Here is a 22,577-nt window from a genome sequence, read left to right as displayed (position 1 = left end):
CCGTGCCGGGAAGCGGCCGCTGACGGTTCTTCACCTGGTGCAGCCGGTGGACGGCGGAGTCGCCCGGATGGTCGTCGACCTCGTCAGATCCCAGGTCGGCAGAGGGGTGCGCGCGCTGGTGGCCTGCCCGCCCGGCGGGCCCCTCGCCGGACAGGCGGCCGAGGCCGGGGCGGAAGTGCTCCCCTGGTCCGCCGGCCGCGCCCCCGGCCCCGCACTCGCCTCCGAGGTGGCGACCGCCGCCCGGCTGATCCGGCTGAGCGGGACCGACGTCCTGCACGCGCACAGTGCCAAGGCCGGGCTGGCCGGCCGGCTCGCGGTACGGGGCCGGATCCCGACCGTCTTCCAGCCGCACGCCTGGTCGTTCGACGCGATGGAGGGACGCCCCGCCGGCCTGGCCCGTACCTGGGAGCGCCACGCGGCCCGCTGGAGCACCAGGATCCTGTGCGTCAGCGAAGCCGAACGGCGCGCCGGGGAGGAAGCGGGGATCGCCGCCCGCTGGTCGGTGATCCGCAATGGCATCGACCTCGACCGGTTCGGCGCCGACAGTGCGCCCGACCGCACCGGGGCGCGCGCGCACGTGCCGCCGCTCGACGGGCTGCCGGCCGGCGCCCCGCTGGTCGTCTGCGTGGGCCGGCTGTGCCGGCAGAAGGGGCAGGACGTCCTGCTGCGGGCCTGGCCCGGGGTTGTCCGGGCGGTTCCGGGCGCACGGCTCGTTCTGGTGGGCGACGGCCCCGAGGGGGAGCGGTTGCGTCACCTCGCCCCGCCCGGGGTGCTGTTCACCGGAGCGGTCGCCGACACCCGGCCCTGGCTGCGCGCGGCCGACGTCGTCGTCCTCCCCTCGCGCTGGGAGGGCATGGCCCTGGCCCCCCTCGAAGCCATGGCCTGCGGCACCCCCGTCGTGGTGAGCGACGTCAGCGGCGCCCGGGAGAGCCTGCCTCCCGGCGACGGCGCCCACTGCCTCGTACCGCCGCAGGAGCCCGCGGCGCTGCGGAGCGCACTCACCGCACTCCTGTCCGACCCCGCCCTGCGGGAGGCCCTGGGACGGCGGGCCCGGAGCCACGCCCGCGCCGCACACGACGTACGCACCACCGCTGCGGCAGTCCTCGACCTCTACCAGGAAGTCCTCGGCCCGTCCCGGCCCGCAACGAGGGAGTGCACCCCGTAATGACGACAGAGAGCGCGCCCGCGCCGCAGGCGTCCCCCCGCGAGGCCGTCCTCAGCTCGACGCTGCTGCACGCGCCCCGCAGATCCCCACGGCGCCGGCCCGCCGCCCCCGCCGGAAACGCGGCCCGCGGGAACAGGCACCTCGCAACCCTGCTCACCAGCGACGCGATCGCTCTCTCGGCGGCCCTGCTGCTGTCGCCGGGCATCGCCCGGCCCTGGTGGCCGATCGTCCCGCTGGTGTGCGTACAGCTGCTGCTGCTCGCCCACTGCGGCCTGTACCGTCCGCGGCTCTCCCCGGCCGCGCTCGCCGAACTGCCCGCGCTCTGCGGTCTCGCCCTGCTCCAGTGGTGCGTCACCACCGAGGCGCTCGCCGCGTACGGCTCCGAGCCCGGAGGGTGGTCGGCGGTATGCGCGGCGGCGGCCCTCCAGGCCCTGCTGGTGTGCGGGGGCCGGGCCGGGGCCTACCGGCTGAACCGCCGGCGCGCCGCCCGAAACCCCCAGTCGACGCTCGTCGTCGGCGGCGGACCCGCCGCCGAGCGCCTCACCGCCGCCCTGTACGAGCGAGCCGAGTACGGCATGCGGCCGGTGGGCCGGGTCGGTACGCCCGAGAAACCGTCGGCGGACCTGCGCACCCTGCCCGTGCTCGCCACGGCGGAGGACGTCAGCCGGGCGGTCGTGCAGGCCGACGTGCGGCACGCCGTCTTCCTCCGGCCGCACGAGGGCGAGGTGGACCCGCAGGCACTGGCCGCGCTGCTGACCGGACTCGGCTGCCGACTCTGGGCCGTCGAGGGCCCAGCCGCGGACTCCGCGGGGCCGGGCGCGTCGGCGGGCGCCGACCATCTGTGGGGGTTCGCCGTGCGCCCCATGGCGGTGCCGCGGAAGACGGTCGCGCTGAAGGCCAAGCGAACCCTGGACGTCGTACTGGCAGCTGTCTTCCTGGTCCTCGCCGCGCCCGTGCTCGCAGTCTGCGCGCTCGCCGTCCGGCTCTCCGACGGGCCGGGCGTCCTGTTCCGTCAAGAACGCGTCGGACTGCACGGGCGGCCGTTCGTCCTCCTCAAGTTCCGCACCCTGCGGCCGGCCGACGCGCACGAGTCGGCCACCCGCTGGAGCGTTGCTCTCGACCGCCGGATGAGTCCGGTGGGCAGCCTGCTGCGACGCTCCTCGCTCGACGAGCTGCCACAGCTGTGGAACGTGCTGCGCGGCGACATGAGCATGGTCGGCCCCCGGCCCGAACGGCCCTATTTCGTCACCCAGTTCGGCCAGACCTACCCCGGCTACCGGGCACGCCACCGCGTGCCCGTCGGCATCACCGGCCTCGCCCAGGTCAACGGGCTCCGCGGCGACACATCGATCGAGGACCGCGCCCGGTTCGACAACCACTACATCGAGACCTGGTCGCTGTGGCAGGACATGTGCATCCTCGTGCGCACCGCCGCCTCCTTGTTCCGGTTCGGAGGCAGCTGAGCATGCACGCCCATGGGACCGCCGTTCCCGCACCGCCACCGGCCGCGGCCGTCCGTGTCCGGGAGGCGACGGCGCGCTGGTGGCCGCTGCTGCCGGTCCTCGCGACCGTGCTGCTGCTGGCCGCCCCCGTGCACGGCGCCGGGGCCGGCGGCCCGGCGCGTGTCACCCCGGCCGACGCCGCATCGGGCGCCGTGGTGCTCTGCGCCCTGGTCGGCGTACTGCGCCGCAGGACGAAACCGTTGGCACCGGTCGCCGTGTTCGTCTTCGGCGCCCCCGCGGTGGGCTGCGCGATCGCCACCGTCACCTCGGCCGACCCCGCGCTGAGCCTGACCGGCTTCGTCCGCTACCTCCAGGTGTTCGTCCTGGTGCCGCTGGCCGTGGTCCTGCTGATCCGCGACGCCTGGGGCTTCCGGGTCGTCACCGGCTGCCTCGTCGTACTCGCGCTCGTGCAGGGCGTCGTCGGCGTCCACCAGTACGTCACCGGCACGGGCGCGTCCTACATGGGCGAGGACATCCGCGCGGTGGGTACCTTCGGGCCCACCGACGTGATGGGCATGGCCACCGTCGTCGCCTACGGCCTGCTCGCCGCGGCGGCACTCGCCCTGCGCACGCCGCGCCACGCCCCCGGCTGGCTGCGGCCCGCAGCGCTCGTCGCCGCGATGGGTCTCGTCGTACCCCTGGCGCTGTCCTTCAGCCGGGGAGCCTGGATCGCCACGGTGATCGCCGGCGCCACCCTGCTCCTGCTGGCCGGCCGGCGCCTGGCGATGCGCACCCTCGCGGTCCTGGTGCCCGCCTCGGTGGTCCTGGTCGTGGGGTTCGGCGTCGGATCCGAGATGATCTCGCAACGGCTCACCAGCATCACGCAGGTGACCGACACCCCCGACCGGTCCGTCAACGACCGGTACACCATGTGGGCCGCCGCGACGAGCATGTGGCGCGAACAGCCCGCCGCCGGGGTCGGACTCAAGGGGTTCCCCGCACACCGCGACGCGCACGCCTCGATCGGCCTGTCCTCGGGCAGCGACACCGCGGGCGCCGGCCGCTCCTTCGAGAAGCAGCCCCTGCTGTCCCCGCACAACATGTATCTGCTCGTCCTCAGCGAGCAGGGGCTGATCGGCGTCACCGCCTTCGTCGGCAGCTGGGCGGCGGTGCTCGTGGGCGGCGTACGCCGACTGCTGCCCGCCGGGAGGCGGACCGTGGCCGCCGCCGACTGCGGACTGGTGGCCGTCGGACTGGCCCTGTGGCAGACCGTCGACTTTCTGTACGCCGACATCGGCGGCCCCTCGACCGTCCTCACCGGCATCGTCTTCGGCCTGGCCGCCTGGTGGGCGCTGGCGGGACCGCGGCACGCGGCATCCCCCGCCCCCGCCTGCCCGTCGGCCCGGGTCCCGGGCGCGCCGGTCGAAGCGGAAGCGCGGGCAGCGACATGAGCGAACTCAGGACCGGAACGGACCCGGCCGAGGAGGTGGATCCCGCCGCCGTCCCGCCCGTGGCGACCGACAGTGCGACCGGCAGTGCCGCAACCCCCGGCAAGAGCGAACCGCCCCGGCTCGGGCGTCTGCTCGTCCGCGCCGCGTGGGTCACCGCCGCACTCACCGCGGCCGGTTCGCTGCTCGGCCTGGTGCGCGACCAGACCATCGCGCACCTGTTCGGTGCGGGGCTGGAGAGCGACGCCTTCCTCATCGCCTGGACCGTGCCCGAGATGGCCGCGACCCTGCTGATCGAGGACGCGATGGCGCTGCTGCTGATCCCCGCCTTCAGCCACGCCCTCCTGCGACGTGCCGCCGCCGCCCCGGACGGCTCCGAGCCGGACCCCGTCCGGGCGCTGGTCACCGCCACCTGCCCGCGCCTCTTCGGCCTGCTGGCCTGCCTGGCGGGGCTGCTGATGCTCGGAGCGCCCTGGGTCGTGCGGGTGCTCGCCCCCGGCTTCGAGGACCCCCGACTGGCCGTCGACTGCACCCGTCTGACCTCGATCACCGTGCTCACCTTCGCCCTCACCGGCTACTGCAGTGCGGGGCTGCGCGCCCACGGCAGGTTCCTCGCGCCGGCCGGAGTGTACGTCGCGTACAACCTCGGCGTCATCGCCACCATGCTCGCCCTGCACAGCATGTGGGGAGTGCGCGCCGCGGCCGCCGGAGTGGCCCTCGGCAGTCTGCTCATGGTCCTCGTCCAACTGCCCGGATTCGTACGGCTGGTGGGGCCGCGCCGACCGGGCCGACGCACCCGCCGGCCGCCCGGAACGCCCCGCGCCGCGACCATCCGGCACCTGGGCATCGCCCTCCTGCTGCCCGTCATAGCCTTCACGCTCAGCCGGCAGTCCCAGGTCCTGGTCGAGCGCTTCTTCGCCTCCGGGCTGCCCGCGGGCGCCATCTCCCACCTCAACTACGCGCAGAAGGTCGCCCAGATGCCGATGGTGCTGTCGCTGATGATCTGCACCGTGACCTTCCCCGCCCTCGCCCAGGCCATGGCCGAGGGCGACCTGGAGCGCGCACGCCGCCGCGTCGAACGGGACCTGGGCGTGGCGGGGGCCATCGTCCTGCTCGGCACCGCCATGGTCCTCGGCTACGCCCCGCAGATCATCGAAGTCCTTTTCCAGCGCGGCGCGTTCGACGCCCAGGACACCGCCGCCACCGCTACGGTGATGCGGCTGTACGCGCTCGGCCTCCTCGGGCACTGTTTGGTGGGGGCGCTGGGCCGCCCGTTCTTCTCCTCGGCCCGGCCCACCTGGTACCCCGCCGCCTCGATGGGCGCCGGGCTCGCCGTGACGATCGCGGCGGGCGCGGTCACCGTGGGCCCCTGGGGGGTCTACGGGATCGCCGCGGCCAACGCCGTGGGCATCACCACCACCGCTCTGCTCCTGCTGGCCGGCCTCGGCTCCCGCGTACTGCCCGTCGACGTACGCGGGGTCAGCCTCGCGCTCGGCAGACTGATCGTCGCCGCCGCGGCGGCCGCCACCGCGGGCTGGGCGGCCGCCCCCCTGCCGGCCGGCCCACTGCTGAGTCTCTGCGCCGGCTGCGTCCTCGTCCCCGTCACCTTCGTGCTCACGGGGCTGGCGGTCAGAGCCCCCGAAGTCCTCCACCTGCTGGCACTCACCCGACAGAGGTTCTGCCATGACCGCTGACCCGACTGCCCGGGGCCCCCGCCCCACCAGGACCTGTCCCCCCGCACCGACGGCCGCGCCCCCGTGGATCCTGATGTACCACTCCGTCGCGGACCCGAGGGACGACCCGTACGGCATCACCGTCGCCGCCGACCGCCTCGACCACCACCTGCGCTGGCTGCGCCGCCGGGGACTGACCGGCGTCGGCGTCGGCGCCCTGCTGCGGGCCCGCGCGGCCGGCCGCGACCGCGGACTGGTCGGACTGACCTTCGACGACGGCTACGCCGACTTCCTGGACGCGGCCCTGCCCGCCCTGCGCCGGCACGGCTGCACCGCGACCGTCTTCGTCCTGCCCGGCCGCCCCGGCGGCACCAACGAATGGGACCCCCTCGGCCCGCGCAGACCCCTGCTGACGGAAAGCGGCATCAGGGAGGCCGCCGAGGCAGGGATGGAGATCGGCTCGCACGGGCTGGTCCACCGCGACCTGACCCGCGCGACCGACGAAGAGCTGCGCCTGGAGACGCGCAGCAGCCGCGCCCTGATCCGCCGCGTCACCGGCGAGCCCCCCCAGGGGTTCTGCTACCCGTACGGCACCTTCGACCAGCGCGTGGCCGACGCGGTGCGCGACGCGGGCTACACGTACGGCTGCGCCATCGACCCCGGCCCGCTGACCGGTCCCTACGCCCTGCCCCGCACGCACATCAGCCAGGCCGACCGTGCCGCACACCTCTGGGCCAAACGCCTGCGCCCCCGCCGCGGCAGCCTCACACCCCCCGAGCGCGCCGCCGCCCCGCGCCCCCTCCCGGTCGGCGGCGGACGATGAAGGCACTGCACATCATCACCGGCCTCGGCGTCGGCGGCGCCGAACAGCAGCTGCGGCTGATGCTGCGCCACCTCCCGGCCCGCTGCGACGTCGTGACGCTGACCAACCCGGGGGCGGTCGCCGACGGACTGCGGGCGGACGGCGTGCGCGTCACCCACCTGGGCATGCACGGCAACCGCGACCTCGCGGCGCTGCCCCGGCTGGTCCGGCTGATCCGCCACGGCTCGTACGACCTCGTCCACACCCACCTCTACCGCGCCTGCGTGTACGGGCGGATCGCCGCACGGCTGGCGGGCGTCCGGGCCTGCGTCGCCACCGAACACTCCCTGGGCCGCGCCGAGATCGAGGGACGACCGCTGAGCCGCGGCACCCGCGCGCTGTACCTGTCCACCGAACGCCTCGGTTCCGCGACCGTCGCCGTCTCCGGGACGGTCTCCGCACGCCTGCGCGACTGGGGCGTCCCCTCCGCACGCATCCACGTGGTACCCAACGGGATCGACGCCGCCCTCTTCCGCCACGACAGCGCGAGCCGCCGGACCACCCGCACGACCCTCGGCATCCCCGAGGACGCCTTCGTGGTCGGCGGGGTGGGCCGCCTCGTGCCGGGCAAACGCTTCGACGTCCTGGTGCGCGCGGTGGCCGCGCTGCCCGGCGCACGCCTGCTGCTGGCAGGAGAGGGCCCCGAACGGGAACCGCTGCGCGCGCTGGCGGCCCGGCTCGAGGCCGCGGACCGGATCCACCTGCTCGGCGAGCGCGACTGCACGCCGGGCGCCGCGGCCCCCGGCATCCCGGCGCTGCTCGGCGCCATGGACCTCTTCGTCTCCACCTCCCGCGAAGAGGCCTTCGGACTCGCCGTCGTGGAGGCACTGGCCGCCGGACTGCCCGTCCTGTACCGGACCTGCCCGGCGATCGAGGACCTCCCCGCGGACCACGCCCCGCACGCCCGGCGCCTCACCGGCGGGGCGGCCGAACTGACGGCCGCACTGCGCGCCCGGCGGGAAGCCGGCACGCGACGGCTGCCCCCGCCCCCCGCAGTGAGTCATTACGACATCGCGCGCAGCGCCGCCCGTCTCATGGACGTCTACGCCCGCGCCCTTGCCCCTTCGACCGAGAGAGCACGCCCATGACCGAGAAGCCCGAGCAGCCGAAGCCCGCCCCGGGACGGCTCCGCCGCCTCACGGCGCGGTCCGTGCCGCCGCTGCCGTCCCTGCCCGCCTGGTGGCCCGTCCCCGCCTGCGCCGTCCTCGGCGCACTGTGCGCCGGCACCTACGGGATGCTCCAGGAACCGGAGTACCGGTCCACCGGATACGTCATCGCGGCTCCCGCCAAGGGCACCCCGCCCGACGCCGCCCTCGGCTACGCGCAGGCGTACGGGCGGATCACCTCCGGCGACTCCACCCTCACGTACGCGAGCGTGACCGCCGGCGTCCCGGCGGCGACCCTGCGTGCCCAGGTGCAGACGGAGACCTCGCCCGACTCGCCGATGATCGCGATCACCGGCACTTCCCACACCCCCACGCAGGCCGCCGACATCGCCAACGCCGTGGCGGACGCCCTGCTCACCAAGAGCAACGGGATGACGCAGAACACCGGCGTCAAGCTGGTCGACTTCTCCCGGGCGGTGCCCCCGATCGCCTCCTCCTCCCAGCCCGTGCCGCTCACCTCGGCCGTGGGCGCCTGCGCCGGCGGCCTCCTCGGCGGGCTCGTCCTCCTCGTACGGCCACGGCGCCCCGGGGAGCCGGCCGCCCCCACCCCCTTGCCGGCGCCCGCGCACTCGACCGACCGCGTCGGCGCCGAGCGGGAGAGGGTGTGACGGACATGACCCGGGACACCCTGCACGCCACTCTCTGCCGCGACCCCCAGGACTTCGCACAACTGCGGGACTCGTGGGACGCACTGCACCGCCGGTGCGCCGCGGCGACCCCCTTCCAGAGCCACGCCTGGCTGAGTTCGTGGTGGCTCTCCTACGGCGCAGAAGGCCGGCTGCGCACCGTCCTCGTCCGGCGCGGGGACCGCCTGGTCGCCGCCGCACCGCTGATGCTCGTGCACGCGCCGATGCCGCTGCTCGTCCCCGTCGGCCTCGGCATCTCCGACTACTTCGACGTACTCGTCGACGACGACGGCGCGAAGGAGACGCTGCGCGCCCTGCGGCACGGCCTGCACCGGGCCGCCAGGAACGCCGTGATCGACATGCGGGAGGTACGCCCCGGAGCGGTGGCCGAGGAGCTGTACGACACCTGGACCGGTGCCCGCCGACGCCTCCAGGACTCCACCTGCATGGAACTGCCCGCCTCGCCGATCGACGAACTGACCCGGCGGATGGCGAGCAGCCGGGCGCAGCGGATCCGCGCCAAGCTCCGCAAGATCGACGCGATGGGCATCGAGAGCCGGGTGGTCGCGGAGCACGAGGTGTCCGACACGGTCGGCCACCTGCTGCGGCTGCACGAACTCCAGTGGCGGGGCCGGGGGATCAACGTCGAGCACCTTCGGCCCAGGTTCGCCGCGCACCTGGAGCGGGCGGCCCGGCGCATGGTGCGGGACGGCGACGCCGCGCTCACCGAGTTCCGGCAGGACGGCGAGGTCGTCGCCGCCAAACTGACCGTCCACTCCGGCCGGCTCACCGGTGGTTACCTCTACGGTGCGGACCCGGTGCTCAGGGAGCGCAAGGTCGACGTCACGACGATGCTGCTGCGCCACGACGCACACCTGGCCGCCGGCTCCGGGGGCGACGTACTCAGCCTGCTGCGGGGCTCGGAGGCGTACAAGGACCACTGGCGCCCCCAGCCGGTGACCAACAGCAGACTGCTGCTGGCCAACCCGGCACTCCAGCCGCTGCTGCGGCTGCGCGCGACGCAGGTGACGTCACGGGACTGGGCCGCCAGGACGGTCGTCGAGCAGCTGCCCGCGGCCCGTGACTGGCGGGCGCGGTGGAACAGCCGACGGGCCGGCACCCCCGCGCACTGAACCGTCCGGCTGCGGCGCGCACCGCCCCCCTCCGCACGCCGCAGCGGAAACCGCCCGGCCGCCCCCTCCGAGAGGGAGCGGCCGGGCGGCGTCGGCAGGAACGCTTTCCGGCGGCGCCTACTTGAAGTACGCGGACCAGAACGGCGAGGTGCAGGTCCGCAGACCGGGCACCCAGCGGGCCGTCCACTCGTCCACCTTCCAGGGCACGCACCAGCCGTCCGGGTTCGGCTCGGGCCAGGCAGGGACAGTCGGCTTCGGCGGCACCGGAGTGGGGTTCGGCGGATCGGGAGTGGGGTCCGGAGGAACGGGGGCGGGCTTCGCCGAGAGCGCCTTGCGGAACACCTCGGACGACTGCGGGTTCTCGTCGCACTGCCAGACGCCGTGCGGACAGTAGTCCGTGATGGTCTGGTACAGCGGTTTGTGCTGCGCCATCCAGTCGAGCATGCGCCGCATGTACTCGGGGTTGTCGCCGTTGCGGAACAGCCCCCACTCCGGGTACGAGATCGGCTTGCCGTGGGCGGCGGCGAAGTCCACCTGGTGCTGGAGTCCGTACGGGCCCCGGACCTGGTCGTCGAAGGACGAACCGGGCGGCTGGTCGTAGGAGTCCATGCCGATGATGTCGACGACGTCGTCCCCGGGGTAGCAGTCGGTCCAGGGGACGGCGTCCGGGCCGCGGTTCGGCGCGAAGTCGAAGCGGAACTTCTGCCCGGGAACGGACCGCATGGTGGCGACGATCCCCCTCCAGTACTCCTTCCACGCGGCCGGGTCGGGCCCGCACCGGTGGGTGTAGGTGATGCCGTTCATCTCCCAGCCGAGGACGATCACGGTGTCGGGAACGCCCAGGTCCACCAGGTTCTCGGCGAGCTGCCGGTAGTGGCTGTTGAAGGCGCCCTGGGCACCGGACCGCAGCAGGGAGCGGACCTGGCGGTCGGAGACGCGGTTCTCGTTGCCCTCCAGCATCGGCACGTTGAGGACGAACATCCGCTCGGGAGCGCCGCGCCGCCACTCCGCCCAGGGACGCAGGAACTCGGGCCGGCCCTCGATGTTGGACCACAGATCACCCGGCAGGTAGGTGTGGCCGACGGTGAGTTCGGTGCCGCCGAGCCAGCGTGACAGCCTCTTCGCCCGCTGCACCCCCGCCGGACCGTAGTGGAGGTAGGCGCCGATCGCGGTGTCCGGCCGGGTCTCGTCCTGCTCGGGGGTGGCCGTCGGCGCGCGCGGAGCGGTGGCGGGCTTCGCGTCCGAGCGGACCGAAGGGCGGTCGGTTTCGGGCGCCTCCCCCGGCACACTGCCCGAGGCAGCGAACAGGGCGACGGAAATCGTCCCGATCGAAAGGGCGGTCAGACTCCGCCGACTTGGCATGTGCCTCTCCTTTTCCGCAGGGCGGTGCATACTCCGGACATTAGGCCGACATTCCTACGAATGGCTTACTGAGGGCCCGTTAGTACGCCATCGGGGGAGCAGGAACCTTTCTACCGGGGCCAGTCGGGTGGAATTCGACGCGGACGCGGCCCGTCGTGCGAAAAGCGAGAGTGCATTCGACTACGCACGACCGGAACGCGCGGAGTGCCGCTTGCGGCTCCCGGATCCCGGTCCCGCCGAGAACGGTTTCGCGCTCATCTCGTTGTTCGTTACATGAACAGATGGGAAAGGGAGCCGGTCATGAGGACCCCCACGCCACAGGTGGGCCGCCCCGCCGGGAAAGCGCGCGCGGCGCCGACCCGGCGGGCGGTGGTGCGTGCCGTCTTCGGTGGAGCCGTCGTCGCCGGGACCGCGGGGACGCTCGCACCGATCCTCACGAAGAAGGCGTCCGCCGGTCCCGCGGGCGCGGCGGCCCCGCCGGCCGAACGCTTGACCGAGATCTACCGCGGCCGCCACATCGACTGCCTGACGCCGGGCGCCGCCGCGCTTTGGCAGCACGGTGCCGGGTGGACCCCCGGCGGCCCCGAAGTGCTCATCGACGGCAGACCCCTCCACGTCATGCGGTGTGCGAACGGCGGCTACATGAGCGTGGTGAATCACTACGAGTCGTTCCCGACCCTGCTCGCCGCCGCGCGCGCCGCCGTTGACGGCCTGGGGCCCGCCCGGCTGTCCCGTACGTCCGCGCACGCCACCTGAACCAGGAGAGACCGCACCGGTGCACACGCGCAAGAACCAGCGGAACCTGACCCGCACGGAGAAACGCCGGCTGGTCGCCGCGTTCCTCGAACTCAAGCGGTCCGGCCGCTACGACGAGTTCGTGTCCCTGCACGGCCGGTTCTACACGGCCGACGGCGAGAACGGGCCGCGGGCCGCTCACATGACGCCCTCCTTCTTCCCGTGGCACCGGCAGTTCCTCCTGACGTTCGAGCAGGCACTGCAGGCGATCGATCCGTCGGTGTCGGTGCCGTACTGGGACTGGACCACGGACAACACCCCCGCGGCCTCGCTGTGGGCGGAGGACTTCCTGGGCGGCAACGGCAGGAAGGGTGATCAGCAGGTCATGACCGGACCGTTCGCCCACAGGTACGGCAACTGGGAGATCTCCTCGTCCGTCACCGAAACCCTTTTCCTCACCCGCAACTTCGGCGGCCCCAGAGGCACGGTGTCCCTGCCCACCAAGGAGGACGTGGCCTGGGCGATGCGGGACCCCGAGTACGACGCGGCCCCCTGGGACAGCAGGTCCACCCGGGGCTTCCGCAACAAGCTCGAGGGCTGGGCGACGAGCGCGGCGGACAGGGGGACCAACCACAACCGGGTGCACCGCTGGGTGGGCGGCGTCATGGTGGGCGCGGTCTCCCCCAACGACCCCGTCTTCTGGCTCCATCACGCGTTCGTCGACCTGCTGTGGGCGCGCTGGCAACGGGCTCACCCCCGCTCCGGATACCTGCCGGCCGCCCCGCTCGGGGAGGGCGATCCGCAGCGCGGCCGGGTCTTCAGCCTGCATGAGAAGCTGGCGCCCTGGAACGTGACGTCGGCCCAACTGCTCGACCACGGCTCGCGGTACCGCTACGCCTGACCTCGCACGTCCCCGGCCGCACGGGACGCACTGCGGCCCCTCGACACATGTGGTCGAGGGGCCGCAGGAAAAGAGCCGGAATCAGCTGCCGTAGCCGCCGTGGTGGTGCTCGTCACCGTTGACGCAGGTGTTGCCGAACGCCGGGTTCAGCAGCCCGATGACGTTCACGGTGTTACCGCAGACGTTGACCGGAACGTGCACGGGAACCTGAAGCTGGTTGCCCGACACGACACCGGGGGAGTTGGCGGTGACGCCCTCCGCCTCGGAGTCGGCGGTGGCCACACCGGCACCGCCGACCATGAGCGCACCGGCACCGGCCACGACAGCGGCAGTCTGGGCGAAACGAGACATCAGTTCTCCTTCGAGGAAACACGGCGACCGCAGTATTACGAGCGCCACGGAACTGTCAACGCGTGGAAAGACCGGTGGTAACGGCCCAGGCGCAAACCTCGGTTGAGGGGGGCGTACTTGAGACGAGGCGCGCCGCATCCCGCGCGATACCGCCCTGGCAGGCTCCGGCGCCCGGCCGTGCCAGAGCCGTCGGCCGAGGACGGCCGAGGTGGTACCGCCGTGTCGTACCGGCAGGTCGTTTTGTAGGATCCCCTGATCATGGACGTGCTGACGGGGATCGAGATGATGGCCGTTCCGCCGGGGCGGGTGACCCTGTCGGATCGGCGGACACAACGCAGTTGGCAGGTCGAGCTCGCGCCCGGCCTGCTCGCGGCGACCCCGGTCACCCAGGCGCTGTACGCACGGATCACCGAACGGCGGCCGAGCACCACCCCCGGTGACCGGCTGCCCGTGGAGAGCGTGTCCTGGTGGGACGCCGTCCGGTTCTGTAACGCCCTGTCCCGGCACGAAGGGCTCACGTCCGCGTACCGCTTCGGTGCCGGGGCCGAAGAGGTCGAGTGGGACACGTCCGCGGACGGCTACCGGCTGCCGACCGAGGCCGAATGGGAGCACGCGTGCCGTGCCGGTGCGGCGGGACCCCGCTACGGGGACCTCGACGAGATCGGCTGGTACCGCGGCAACTCCCACGAGCGCCTGCACGACGTGGGCGGCAAACGCCCCAACGCGTGGGGGCTGCACGACATGCTCGGCAACGTCTGGGACTGGTGCTGGGACGTCTACGACGCCGAGGTCTACGGCGCGTACCGGGTTCTCCGCGGCGGCGGTTGGTTCGACGAGCACTGGAGCTGCCGCGCCTCGGCACGCCGCCGCAGCCACCCCACCTTCCAGGTCGACGACGTGGGTTTCCGCCTGGCGCGCTCCCACGCGTGAGGTCCCGCCGCCGCGGGCGACCGGGCCACCTCGCGCCTGCCCACAGAAGGGGTGGGCGCGGGGGCGGACCCGCGGCGTCGCCGGTGAGCAGTGAAGTCCTCACTCTCCCTCATGGCAAGGCGACCCTGGAACCTAACTCCTTTCCGGTCCGACTCGCGCGGGAAACAAGGGCTGCCCCCAACGGCCAGAAATGGTCCGGACCTTGACAGGTCCAGACCATTGCGGTTTGCTCGGGCCCACTCTCCCCCCACCGAGGATGTGGTGACGTGTCACGTACCCGTATCTCCGCGACAAAGCCCTCCCGTACCATCGCTTCTCTCGCCGCCGCGGCTCTCCTCGCGGTGCTGCTCCCGCTCTTCGCCACCGGCACCGCCGTGGCCGCCGGCGTCGCGGCGGCCGCCTCCTGCGCCGCCGCCTGGAACTCCGGCGCGGTCTACACCCAGGGAGCGGCCGTGTCGCACGGCGGTCGCAACTACCAGGCCAAGTGGTGGACACAGGGCGAGACGCCCGGGACCACCGGCTCCTGGGGTGTCTGGGCCGACCAGGGCACCTGTGGCGGAGGCGGCCAGAACCCTGACCCGTCCGGATTCGTCGTCTCCGAGAGCCAGTTCAACCAGATGTTCCCGAACCGGAACAGCTTCTACACCTACGCGGGCCTGGTCGACGCGCTGAAGGCATTCCCCGCCTTCGCCAACTCGGGCAGCGACACCGTCAAGCGTCAGGAGGCCGCGGCCTTCCTCGCCAACGTCAACCACGAGACGGGCGGACTGCGGTACGTCGTCGAGCAGAACACGGCGAACTACCCGCACTACTGCGACGCCGCCCAGCCGTACGGCTGCCCGGCCGGACAGGCCGCCTACTACGGGCGCGGCCCCATCCAGTTGAGCTGGAACTTCAACTACAAGGCCGCCGGTGAAGCCCTCGGTCTCGACCTGCTGCGCAACCCGTACCTGGTCGAGCAGAACCCGTCCGTGGCCTGGCGCACCGGCCTGTGGTACTGGACCACTCAGACCGGTCCGGGCACCATGACCCCGCACCAAGCGATCGTCAACGGCCATGGTTTCGGCGAGACCATCCGCTCCATCAACGGCTATCTGGAGTGCGACGGCCGCAACCCGGCGCAGGTGCAGAGCCGCATCAACAGCTACCAGAACTTCACCCGGATCCTGGGTGTCGACCCCGGATCCAACCTGAGCTGCTGAGCAGGCCGGGCGGCTGACCAGCCGCGGCGACCACCCGTCCACCGGGCGGCCGCCTCCGCCGGGGGCGCGAACCCCACGAGGTACGCGCCCCCGGCGGAGCCGTGTCCCGCAGGGGGCCGACGGCAGGAAGAGGCGCCGCGCATGACCGGCGGTCAGCCGGGATGGAGTGGCCCGGCGCGACTTCTAGGACACCGCGTCGAGCGGTCGCAGGAAACGGCGCTCGTAGCGCTTGATGCAGCGGGTCCGGCGAGCAAGCGCGAATGCTTCCTGGCACTCAGGGTCGACCATGCTGTCCGCGCGGTACTGCTCGTACGCGGCGAGGCCGGGGAAGGAGAACAGCGCGTAGGCGATGTCGCTGTCGCCCTCACTGGGGAGGAAGTAGCCGTGGTGCGTCCCGCCGAAGCGGTTGACGAGCCGCACCCAGCGGCGGCCGTACTCCTCGAAGTCCGCCAGCTTGTCGGCGTCGATCTCGTACTTCAGATGCACAGTGATCATGCCTGCATCATGCCCGGTGCGAGTCCGGGGCGTTGAGCTGCTGGCCGCAGACACTGAACAGGGGGCGGGCCGGTTGCGGGCGAGGCCCGGGACCGGCTCCTGCCCCGTGCTCGCCAACCCTCCCGACGAGAAAGGTCACGGTCGCGTTGTCATAGGCGGTGGATACCCTGCGGACATGAGCAACGCGACATGGGACGCCCTGACGGCGACACCCCTCCCGGAAGTACAGCGCCGTGCCGCCGTCGTGGACGACCTCGCCGGGGTCGAACCGGTGACGGTGACCGGCGCACGCCGCCTGGCCTGGAACGACCGCGGCGGTCAGTCCGCGGTCTGGTACTTCGCGGAGGACGGCCGCGTGCTGCTGCTGACGTTCGACCACGAGTCGGAACTGAACCTGTACGCCGAGGACGACTTCGCCCTCCAGGAGTCCTTCTACGCGGGCGTTCCCGAATCCCTCGTCGCCCTGGTCCGTGACCGTCCCGAGAACTACGAGTCCTTGAACCTCACGGACTCCGCGACGGGCCGGACGATCCATTACGCGGGCGGTGTCTTCTGGCACGACGGCACGCGCTGGCATGTGTCCGACGGCCTGGCGGAGCACTGCCGCCGCGAGGACGCGGACCTCTTCCGCGAGTCCGGCCTCACCTACTGCCTGGACGTCTACCGTTTTGGGCGGGACTTCACTCCGGAGAGTCTGGCGGCGACCCGGTACGAGAAGGCGTACCTCGCGCGCGTACGTGAAATCTTCGCCCGGCATGGTTGAAGCCCGTGAGAACGCGTCAGCGAGGGACCGCTTCCCATGCGCCACGGCTGACGAACGTACCGGTCATGCGGGTGGTGTGGCTCGGTCTGCTGCCGTCGGTCCGATGGGTAGTGCAGCGGCAGCACACGCGGAGCGCCGGACGGCACGCCCGGTCGCTGGTGCACAAGGTCTGACGGGGGGCCGGAGGATCACAGCCCCGTTGCCCGGGCCCGCGTCCCCTCCTTGTCCTGTGGTGTGCCGTTGCCTGGGGCGTCGCCCACCTGCGACCGCAACCCCCCGGGCTCAGGTCACGCCGTTGCGGCCCCGGAGCACCGTCGCTCCGTACCCGCCGGTCATGACCACCGGGAGCGGGGCCGTGGACGTACTGTTCACGCGGTGTCATGATCACGTGGATGTCCGGCCCGGGGTCGGCTCGCAAGGAAGGGGGGCACCCCGACCGGCAGCGACGGCGCACCTTGAGCGACGTCCCGGGAGCAGGACAACGGGTCCCGCCAGCACCGTCCACGACCACCCGCAGCAGCACCTGGAGCCAGCATGCCCGCACGACGTGTCGGAGCGTTCCTGACCGCCGCCGGGGCCGTACTGGCCCTGGCCGGAGCAGCGATGTACGTGCTGCCCGGCCCCGGTCTTCCCGTTCTTGTTCTCGGCCTCACCGTGCTCGTCACCGGACTCGTCCTTCTCGCCACCGCCCGCCGCGGCTGACGTGTCACCGCACCGCAAGCGCCGTGTCATGACGGAGTCACGGTCCTGGCAGCGCGGGATCGGGTCGGTCGGCCTCTGGTGGATCATGCTCACACTCGTTCTCTGGCCGCTGAGCCGCAGCACCGGTCAGCTCACCGACATCCCGCGCTGCGCCGCCTCCGCGGCGCTGCTGGTCGCGGTGGGGGAGCTGGGGGACTGGCTTCGCCGGAAGTACCTGGTGGCCAAGGTGCTTCGCCGAGGCGGGGGTTGAGGACGCAAGGGGCGAACACCGGCGGTCACCGGACGGACGTCTGCTTCCCGAGGCCGGCTGCGGGGGGTGGTGTCAGTTCGATCAGGAAGTCCTGGTCGAGGGCACCGGAGCAGCGGTCGTGGACGACTTCCGCACCGTCCTGGGTGTCCTGGCCGCGCAGGCCCGGACATTGACCGGTGACGGCCGGGCGGATACGGAGGTGGATCGCGGCACGCGGGCCGAAGAGTTCGAGGCGGAACTGTGCGGCGGGGTTGCCGTCGGCGCAGTCGTCGCGGGATTCGATCGGATCACGGCCCGGCCCATCGGCCAGGACGGTGAGACAACCGATGCCGTACTGCGGGTGGTGCCACTGAATCTGCGCGGTGTTCCTGCTCAGCGGTTCGAGGAACACCTGGGGCAGTGCGTCCTTCGTACAGCGGCGTTGGGCCGCGACCGCGGTCTCGCAGGCCTCAAGCTGACGGTAGGTCAGTCCGCTCCAGACCCGCAGCGCGCAGGGACGCGGTGAACTCGGCGGGAGTCCGGGCCCGCGCGGGCTGTGGCGACTCCCCCGCGCACGCACTCCCGCACCCTCCCCGGCGAGCGACGTCGGCCGTCGCAGCTTTCGATGACCACGCGGCCGGGATCGCGGGACGGTGAGCGGCCGCAGCGGAAAGAGGCCGGACACGTCGGCCGGTGTCCGGCCTTCCGCCGTCCCCGGAGCCGACCGGCACATCGCACCTGGTCATAATGCGCGGGTGAACAGACCTCCCCTGCCGCTGCCCGCCGAACACATACCGCCCGGCACCGTCGAGTGGCGGACTCCGGACGCCGAGCGGTGGCTCGCCGCCGCGCCCGCCCGGTGGGCGCACCCTCTGTGGGCGCTGTCGGCGTTGGCCGTCTCGCTGATCTGGTACATCGCGGCGGCTCCCGTCGCCCCCTGCACGTCCGCCGCCCCGTGCGGTACCGACTGGCTTGGCCTCGGGACAGCCGTCGTAGTGCTGTTGACCCTGTACTGGGTGTGGCGGCAGCCGCGGCTCGCGCTCGCGGGGCTCGCGGTGACGCTGACGGGGTTCGCCGTGGAGAGCGGCTTCACCTCGGCGCTCGGCGAACCGTCCGCGCTCGCGTTCCTGGCGGCCGCCGCGTTCGCCACGGCCGGGCTCGTCCACCGGTTGGCCGCCGCGGGGCGGCAACGGGCGCGGCTCCTTGAGGCGGCCGGGCCGGTCGGCGAACCGCTGCCCGCCGCCGCGCGGACGTTCCGCAGGGGGCGGCTCTCCTTCGTCCTGGCCGCCCTCCTGCTGGGCGTTGCCGGGTTCGGCTGCATGCAGGTGCAGCAGGCCGCCGACGCGTACGAGGAGCGGGCCGCGGCTGCCACCCAACTGCCCGGACGGGTCACGGCTCTGGAGCAGGACGACGACATCGACCTCGTCACGGTGGAGGCCGACGGGCGCACCCATCGTTTCGAGACGGCCTTCCCCGAGGACTTTCCCGTGGACAGCCGGGTCGACGTCGTCGTGGACGGTGACTGGTCGGCGCTGGCCGCGGAGCCGTACGACGCCACCGGCTGGGAACTGCTGGTGCTGGTCGGCTCCGTCGCGGGACTGGCGTTCCTCGCGAACGGCGTGGACGGGCGGACGCGTGCGCTGCGGCTGCGGAGGGGGCCGCTGCCCGTGCTGCACGTACTGGTGCGCGAGGATCACGAGGACGGTCGCACCTGGGTTTTCGCCGCCGACGACCCGCACGGCCTCCGGCCGATCCTGCACTTCCATTCGCTGTACGCCTTCGAGGACGACGAGGACGAGCACGAGGAAGAAGACGACGTGGACGGTGACGACGCAGCCGTCATCGAACTCGACAGGATCAAGAAGATCCTCAAGGGCGAGGACCCGCCCCCGCCGTTGCGGGAGGCCGTGCTGTACGGCGTCCCGTACACCGGCGCCGAGGTCGTCTTCGTCACGGTCGACGACGAGGACGACCTCGCGGTCTCGGTGCAGTGCAGCACCACCGCGGTGAAGCCGGCCGTCCCGGGGTTGGCGGAGCGCGCGTCGCGGCGCCGTGCGCCGAAGAACCCCCAGCCGTCCCATGACGAGATCACCGCAGGTATGACGCCCATGGCGGGACCGCGCGTGTGGTCGGCGCACGGCGTTTCTCGGGGCGTTGGCCTCGGTCTGCTGCTGGTGCAGGGCGGTGGCATCTGGGCGGCGTTCGACGACGGGCCGTCGTGGCACTGGCTGTGGCTGGTCGTGAGCGTGCCATGGCTGGTGACGGCCGTGGCGACGGCACTCGCTTGGCGTATCACCGCCGACCGTGACGGGTTGTGGGTGACCGGGGCGTGGCGGGTGCGGCGGGTCCCGTGGACGGAGATCCTGTCCGTGCGGCACTCCGACGACGGCATCCGCGTCGAGAGGGCCACGAATTCCCCGGTCGGGATATCGCCCACCGGCTGGCCCTGGCTGGAGCGCCGCCTGGGCCGCGAGCCGCATGCGGTGCGCACCGCACAGGAGCTGCGGACACTGCTGCTCAAGCCGGAGCTGCGCCCGCTGGAGGAGGCGCCGACGGGGCAGCAGGGCATGCCGGTCGGACCGCCGCTGGTCGCCCTGACGGTGCTGTGGGGTGTGGCGGTGCTGCTTCTGCTGTGACCGGGTCCCGTGTGTCGCTCGGGTCCGTGCCCTGCGGTGGGCCGCCCCTCGAAGGCGGGTCGGTTCCGGCCTGGTCCGGCGGGGGCCCGCAGTTCGATCCCTTCGCGGGACGGGGCCTGGCCGGATGCGCCGTCGGCACCCCCGGCTCACGGACCCGCAACGGAGCCGCACGAGGTGCTGACGCCGACGGGAGGGACGCACGTACGGGCCGGGGCCGGGTGACACTGGTGGGGTGATTGTCGAACGCGCATATGCCCACCTCTCGACGTACGACGAGGATGCCTGGCCGTGGTCGGTGCCCTGCGTGCGGCAGCTGCTCGACGAGGGGCTGCGCTTCTCCGCACCGGTGACCTTCCTGGTCGGGGAGAACGGCTCGGGCAAGTCGACCCTCGTCGAGGCACTGGCGGAGGGCTTCGGCCTGGACCCGTACGGCGGTTCCCACGACTGGCGCTACGCGTCCTCGCGCGAGAAGTCGGTTCTCGGTGAGCGCATGAAGTTCGACGCCGCCTCGGGGCGCGGGCGCCGCATGGTCACCAGCTGGTCGGCGCGCAAAGGGTTTTTCCTGCGCGCCGAGACCGCACTGGACGCCCTGGGCAGGGAGGGGTTCTCGCCGGACCATGTCAGTCATGGTGAGGGCTTTCTCGCCGCGTTCCGCGGGAAGTTCCTGCACGCCGGGCTCTATGTTCTCGACGAGCCGGAGGCAGCGCTCTCCTTCACCTCGTGCCTCGAACTGATCGGGCACATCGACCGGTTGGCCAAGGAGGGCGGTCAGGTCATCTGTGCCACGCACTCCCCTTTGCTGACCGCACTGCCCGGCGCGGACATCATCGAGGTCGGCGAGCACGGCATGCGGAGGGTCGCCTGGCGGGAGCTGGGCGTCGTCGACCACTGGCGCCGTTACCTCGCCGACCCGCACGCCTATCTGCGGCACATCGTCGAACCGTAGGCGGCTCCCCTCGGCTCCCGCCTCCTGCCCGCCGCGCGACGCCACCGCGCCGACCTGAGGGCTCCGATCGCAGCGACAAGGCCGGCGGGGGCCGTGCCGAGGAGCGTTGTCAGTGCCGTCCCCTACGGTTCGATCAATGGAGTTCGCCGGACGGACGGCGGATGCACAGGGGAGGGGTCTGCCATGTCCCATGGTTCCGCCGTGGTGTCGACGACGTATCTGGAGCTGTCCCAGGAGGACGGCGCGGCGCACAAGTTCTACGAGGTGGCCGTCGCCGATCTGACCGTGACCGTGCGGTACGGGCGGATCGGCGCCGAGGGGCAGACGCAGACGACGACTTTCGCGACGGCGGACAAGGCGCGGGCCGCCGCCGCGAAGAAGATCGGCGAGAAGGTCCGCAAGGGGTACGCCCCGGCGGTCCGGGGGCAGCGCCTGCCGCGCGCGGTCACCAGGCGGCAGGTCTCCTCCGCACCGTCCACCGCGCGCGCCGCCGCGCCCGTGGTGTGGCGCTTCCGCACCGGTTCGGCCGCGTTCGGCATCCACGTCGACGACGAGCGCTGCTGGGTCGGCAATCAGCGTGGCGACGTGTACACACTGGACCACGAGGGCGGCGTACTGGCCCGCTTCCGTCTGCCGGACGGAGTGAAGTGCCTGGTGGCCGACGACTTCTGGATCTACGCGGGCTGTGACGACGGCAAGGTGTACGACCTGTCGTCGAAGCTGCCGTTCGCGGCCTACGACATCGCGGCGGACGTGGACATCTTCTGGCTGGACATCCACGAGGGCGAGCTGAACGTCTCCGACCGCGACGGCCGCCTCACCGTCATCGACCACGAGGACGAGCACCAGTGGGCCCGCCGCAGCCAGGGCGAGCACGCCTGGATGGTCCGCGCCGACGACCGGGCGGTCTACCACGGTCACAGCAAGGGCGTCACGGCCTACGCGCCCGACGGCAGCGGGGAACTGTGGCACACGCGCACCCGGGGCGGTGTGCTGTTCGGCTGGCAGGAGGGCGACGTGGTGTACGCGGGCACCGCGCACAAGGCGGTCCAGCGGCTGTCGAAGAACACCGGCGCGATCGAGGCCACGTACACCTGCGACAGCGCCGTGTACTCGTGCGCCACCTCGCCCGGCGGCCGGTTCGTGTTCGCCGGTGACGCCTCCTCGTCCGTCTACTGCTTCGACCAGGACGGCACCCGGCTGTGGAAGCTGGGCACGGGCGACGGCTCCGCACTGTCCATGCAGTACCACGACGAGCGGCTCTACCTGGTGACCACCGACGGCTCGCTGGTCTGCGTGGACGCCAGCGAGGCGGCAATCGCGGCCGCCCAGGCGGGCACGGTGCCGGTGGCACGGGACGTCAAGCTGGCGGCGGCCATGCCCGCCAGCGCGCCTGCCACGACCGCGGGTGCGCTGGCCACGGTGTCACAGGCCCCCAGCGGGGCGATCGTCGTGGAGTGCGTGCAGGAGGCGAGCCAGGTGCGGGTGCGCGTGCTGTCGGAGGGCTACGACCGTTCGCTGAACGTCCAGTTCCCCCGCGCCATCCGCGAACCCGGCGCCCGCTACGTGGTGGACGCCCTGCACACGGCGGCCGGCGGCTTCTACCGGGTGCGCGGAGACATCCAGCGGCTGCTCTGAGGGCCACTCACCGGATCGGGCCGGGACCAACGGCCACGTGTTCGCGCACGGTTGCCCGGCCGGCGGCCTCGCTGCTGACGTCGGCCAAGCGCACTCCTCGTACGGTCGTACGCCGGGCGCTCGGCACGCTTCCGTCGACTCCCCGCGCAGCCGCCCTGCAACCGGCGTCGGA

At 72.6% G+C, this 22,577-nt stretch carries 22 protein-coding genes; 18 read left to right on the top strand and 4 right to left on the bottom strand.

Translation table 11 applies throughout. The annotated features are described in order from the left end of the window. Positions 1-67: 67 nt before the first annotated feature. Genes HNQ79_RS25455 through HNQ79_RS25420 form a run of 8 tightly spaced genes read left to right on the top strand, consistent with a single transcriptional unit; the run spans position 68 to position 9,515 of the window. Positions 68-1,165 (top strand): glycosyltransferase family 4 protein, encoded by a 1,098-nt coding sequence (locus HNQ79_RS25455; RefSeq protein WP_185035038.1) that lies wholly within the window; start codon positions 68-70, stop codon positions 1,163-1,165. Continuing rightward, positions 1,165-2,628: a sugar transferase gene (locus HNQ79_RS25450; RefSeq protein WP_185034933.1), complete on the top strand. Its 1,464-nt coding sequence runs from the start codon at positions 1,165-1,167 to the stop codon at positions 2,626-2,628. The genes HNQ79_RS25455 and HNQ79_RS25450 overlap by 1 nt, the downstream gene beginning before the upstream one ends. 2 nt (positions 2,629-2,630) lie before the next feature. Next, entirely contained in the window at positions 2,631-4,058 is a 1,428-nt protein-coding gene (locus HNQ79_RS25445) for an O-antigen ligase family protein (protein ID WP_185034931.1), read from the top strand. Then, on the top strand, positions 4,055-5,749 hold the full coding sequence (locus tag HNQ79_RS25440; protein ID WP_185034929.1) for a lipid II flippase MurJ: 1,695 nt from the start codon (positions 4,055-4,057) through the stop codon (positions 5,747-5,749). The genes HNQ79_RS25445 and HNQ79_RS25440 overlap by 4 nt, the downstream gene beginning before the upstream one ends. After that, entirely contained in the window at positions 5,739-6,551 is an 813-nt protein-coding gene (locus tag HNQ79_RS25435; protein ID WP_185034927.1) for a polysaccharide deacetylase family protein, read from the top strand. The genes HNQ79_RS25440 and HNQ79_RS25435 overlap by 11 nt, the downstream gene beginning before the upstream one ends. After that, positions 6,548-7,678: a glycosyltransferase gene (locus HNQ79_RS25430; RefSeq protein WP_185034925.1), complete on the top strand. Its 1,131-nt coding sequence runs from the start codon at positions 6,548-6,550 to the stop codon at positions 7,676-7,678. Before HNQ79_RS25435 ends, HNQ79_RS25430 begins: the two co-directional genes overlap by 4 nt. After that, on the top strand, positions 7,675-8,364 hold the full coding sequence (locus tag HNQ79_RS25425; protein WP_185034923.1) for a YveK family protein: 690 nt from the start codon (positions 7,675-7,677) through the stop codon (positions 8,362-8,364). Before HNQ79_RS25430 ends, HNQ79_RS25425 begins: the two co-directional genes overlap by 4 nt. 5 nt (positions 8,365-8,369) lie before the next feature. Further along, positions 8,370-9,515, top strand: coding sequence for a GNAT family N-acetyltransferase (locus HNQ79_RS25420; RefSeq protein WP_185035036.1), 1,146 nt, complete (start codon positions 8,370-8,372; stop codon positions 9,513-9,515). A 117-nt stretch (positions 9,516-9,632) separates the two neighbouring features. On the opposite strand, the gene HNQ79_RS25415 is transcribed toward HNQ79_RS25420, so the two are convergent. Then, positions 9,633-10,877, bottom strand: a complete 1,245-nt coding sequence (locus HNQ79_RS25415; protein ID WP_185034921.1) for a glycoside hydrolase family 26 protein — start codon at positions 10,875-10,877, stop codon at positions 9,633-9,635. Between the two features lie 300 nt (positions 10,878-11,177). Between HNQ79_RS25415 and HNQ79_RS25410 the strand changes: the two genes are divergently transcribed. After that, the gene (locus HNQ79_RS25410; RefSeq protein ID WP_185034919.1) at positions 11,178-11,633 is read left to right on the top strand and encodes a tyrosinase family oxidase copper chaperone; all 456 of its coding nucleotides are present in this window, start codon (positions 11,178-11,180) and stop codon (positions 11,631-11,633) included. Positions 11,634-11,652: 19 nt separating this feature from the next. After that, entirely contained in the window at positions 11,653-12,513 is an 861-nt protein-coding gene (locus HNQ79_RS25405; RefSeq protein WP_185034917.1) for a tyrosinase family protein, read from the top strand. An 81-nt stretch (positions 12,514-12,594) separates the two neighbouring features. On the opposite strand, the gene HNQ79_RS25400 is transcribed toward HNQ79_RS25405, so the two are convergent. Then, the gene (locus HNQ79_RS25400) at positions 12,595-12,864 is read right to left on the bottom strand and encodes a chaplin (RefSeq protein ID WP_185034915.1); all 270 of its coding nucleotides are present in this window, start codon (positions 12,862-12,864) and stop codon (positions 12,595-12,597) included. 258 nt (positions 12,865-13,122) lie between these two features. On the opposite strand from HNQ79_RS25400, the gene HNQ79_RS25395 reads away from it, so the two are divergent. Further along, positions 13,123-13,794: a formylglycine-generating enzyme family protein gene (locus HNQ79_RS25395; protein WP_185034913.1), complete on the top strand. Its 672-nt coding sequence runs from the start codon at positions 13,123-13,125 to the stop codon at positions 13,792-13,794. A 266-nt stretch (positions 13,795-14,060) separates the two neighbouring features. After that, a complete protein-coding gene (locus HNQ79_RS25390; protein WP_373312548.1) occupies positions 14,061-14,996 on the top strand; it encodes a glycoside hydrolase family 19 protein in 936 nt (311 codons plus the stop codon). A gap of 183 nt (positions 14,997-15,179) precedes the next feature. Here HNQ79_RS25390 and HNQ79_RS25385 read toward each other — a convergent pair whose 3' ends face one another. Further along, positions 15,180-15,491 (bottom strand): NIPSNAP family protein, encoded by a 312-nt coding sequence (locus HNQ79_RS25385; RefSeq protein WP_185034911.1) that lies wholly within the window; start codon positions 15,489-15,491, stop codon positions 15,180-15,182. A gap of 175 nt (positions 15,492-15,666) precedes the next feature. Between HNQ79_RS25385 and HNQ79_RS25380 the strand changes: the two genes are divergently transcribed. From HNQ79_RS25380 to HNQ79_RS25370, 3 genes are all read left to right on the top strand, one after another. Continuing rightward, positions 15,667-16,254, top strand: coding sequence for a hypothetical protein (locus HNQ79_RS25380; protein WP_185034909.1), 588 nt, complete (start codon positions 15,667-15,669; stop codon positions 16,252-16,254). A 534-nt stretch (positions 16,255-16,788) separates the two neighbouring features. Then, positions 16,789-16,956: a hypothetical protein gene (locus HNQ79_RS25375; protein ID WP_185034907.1), complete on the top strand. Its 168-nt coding sequence runs from the start codon at positions 16,789-16,791 to the stop codon at positions 16,954-16,956. 28 nt (positions 16,957-16,984) lie between these two features. Next, a complete protein-coding gene (locus tag HNQ79_RS25370) occupies positions 16,985-17,206 on the top strand; it encodes a hypothetical protein (protein WP_185034905.1) in 222 nt (73 codons plus the stop codon). A 25-nt stretch (positions 17,207-17,231) separates the two neighbouring features. On the opposite strand, the gene HNQ79_RS25365 is transcribed toward HNQ79_RS25370, so the two are convergent. Next, complete coding sequence (locus tag HNQ79_RS25365) at positions 17,232-17,597, bottom strand: RICIN domain-containing protein (protein WP_185034904.1); 366 nt, start codon at positions 17,595-17,597, stop codon at positions 17,232-17,234. Positions 17,598-17,940: 343 nt separating this feature from the next. Here HNQ79_RS25365 and HNQ79_RS25360 point away from each other — a divergent pair, with 343 nt between their 5' ends. The 3 genes from HNQ79_RS25360 (at position 17,941) to HNQ79_RS25350 (ending at position 22,405) form a co-directional block, all read left to right on the top strand. Further along, on the top strand, positions 17,941-19,821 hold the full coding sequence (locus HNQ79_RS25360) for a hypothetical protein (protein ID WP_229923464.1): 1,881 nt from the start codon (positions 17,941-17,943) through the stop codon (positions 19,819-19,821). Between the two features lie 232 nt (positions 19,822-20,053). Next, complete coding sequence (locus HNQ79_RS25355) at positions 20,054-20,767, top strand: AAA family ATPase (RefSeq protein WP_185034902.1); 714 nt, start codon at positions 20,054-20,056, stop codon at positions 20,765-20,767. Positions 20,768-20,950: 183 nt separating this feature from the next. Further along, entirely contained in the window at positions 20,951-22,405 is a 1,455-nt protein-coding gene (locus HNQ79_RS25350; protein ID WP_185034900.1) for a WGR domain-containing protein, read from the top strand. Positions 22,406-22,577: the final 172 nt, after the last annotated feature.

Source organism: Streptomyces candidus (assembly GCF_014207445.1).
Taxonomy (GTDB): Bacteria; Actinomycetota; Actinomycetes; order Streptomycetales; family Streptomycetaceae; genus Streptomyces; species Streptomyces candidus.
The sequence above is the reverse complement of the archived record's forward strand: the minus strand, read 5'-3'. Positions and strand labels throughout refer to the sequence as shown.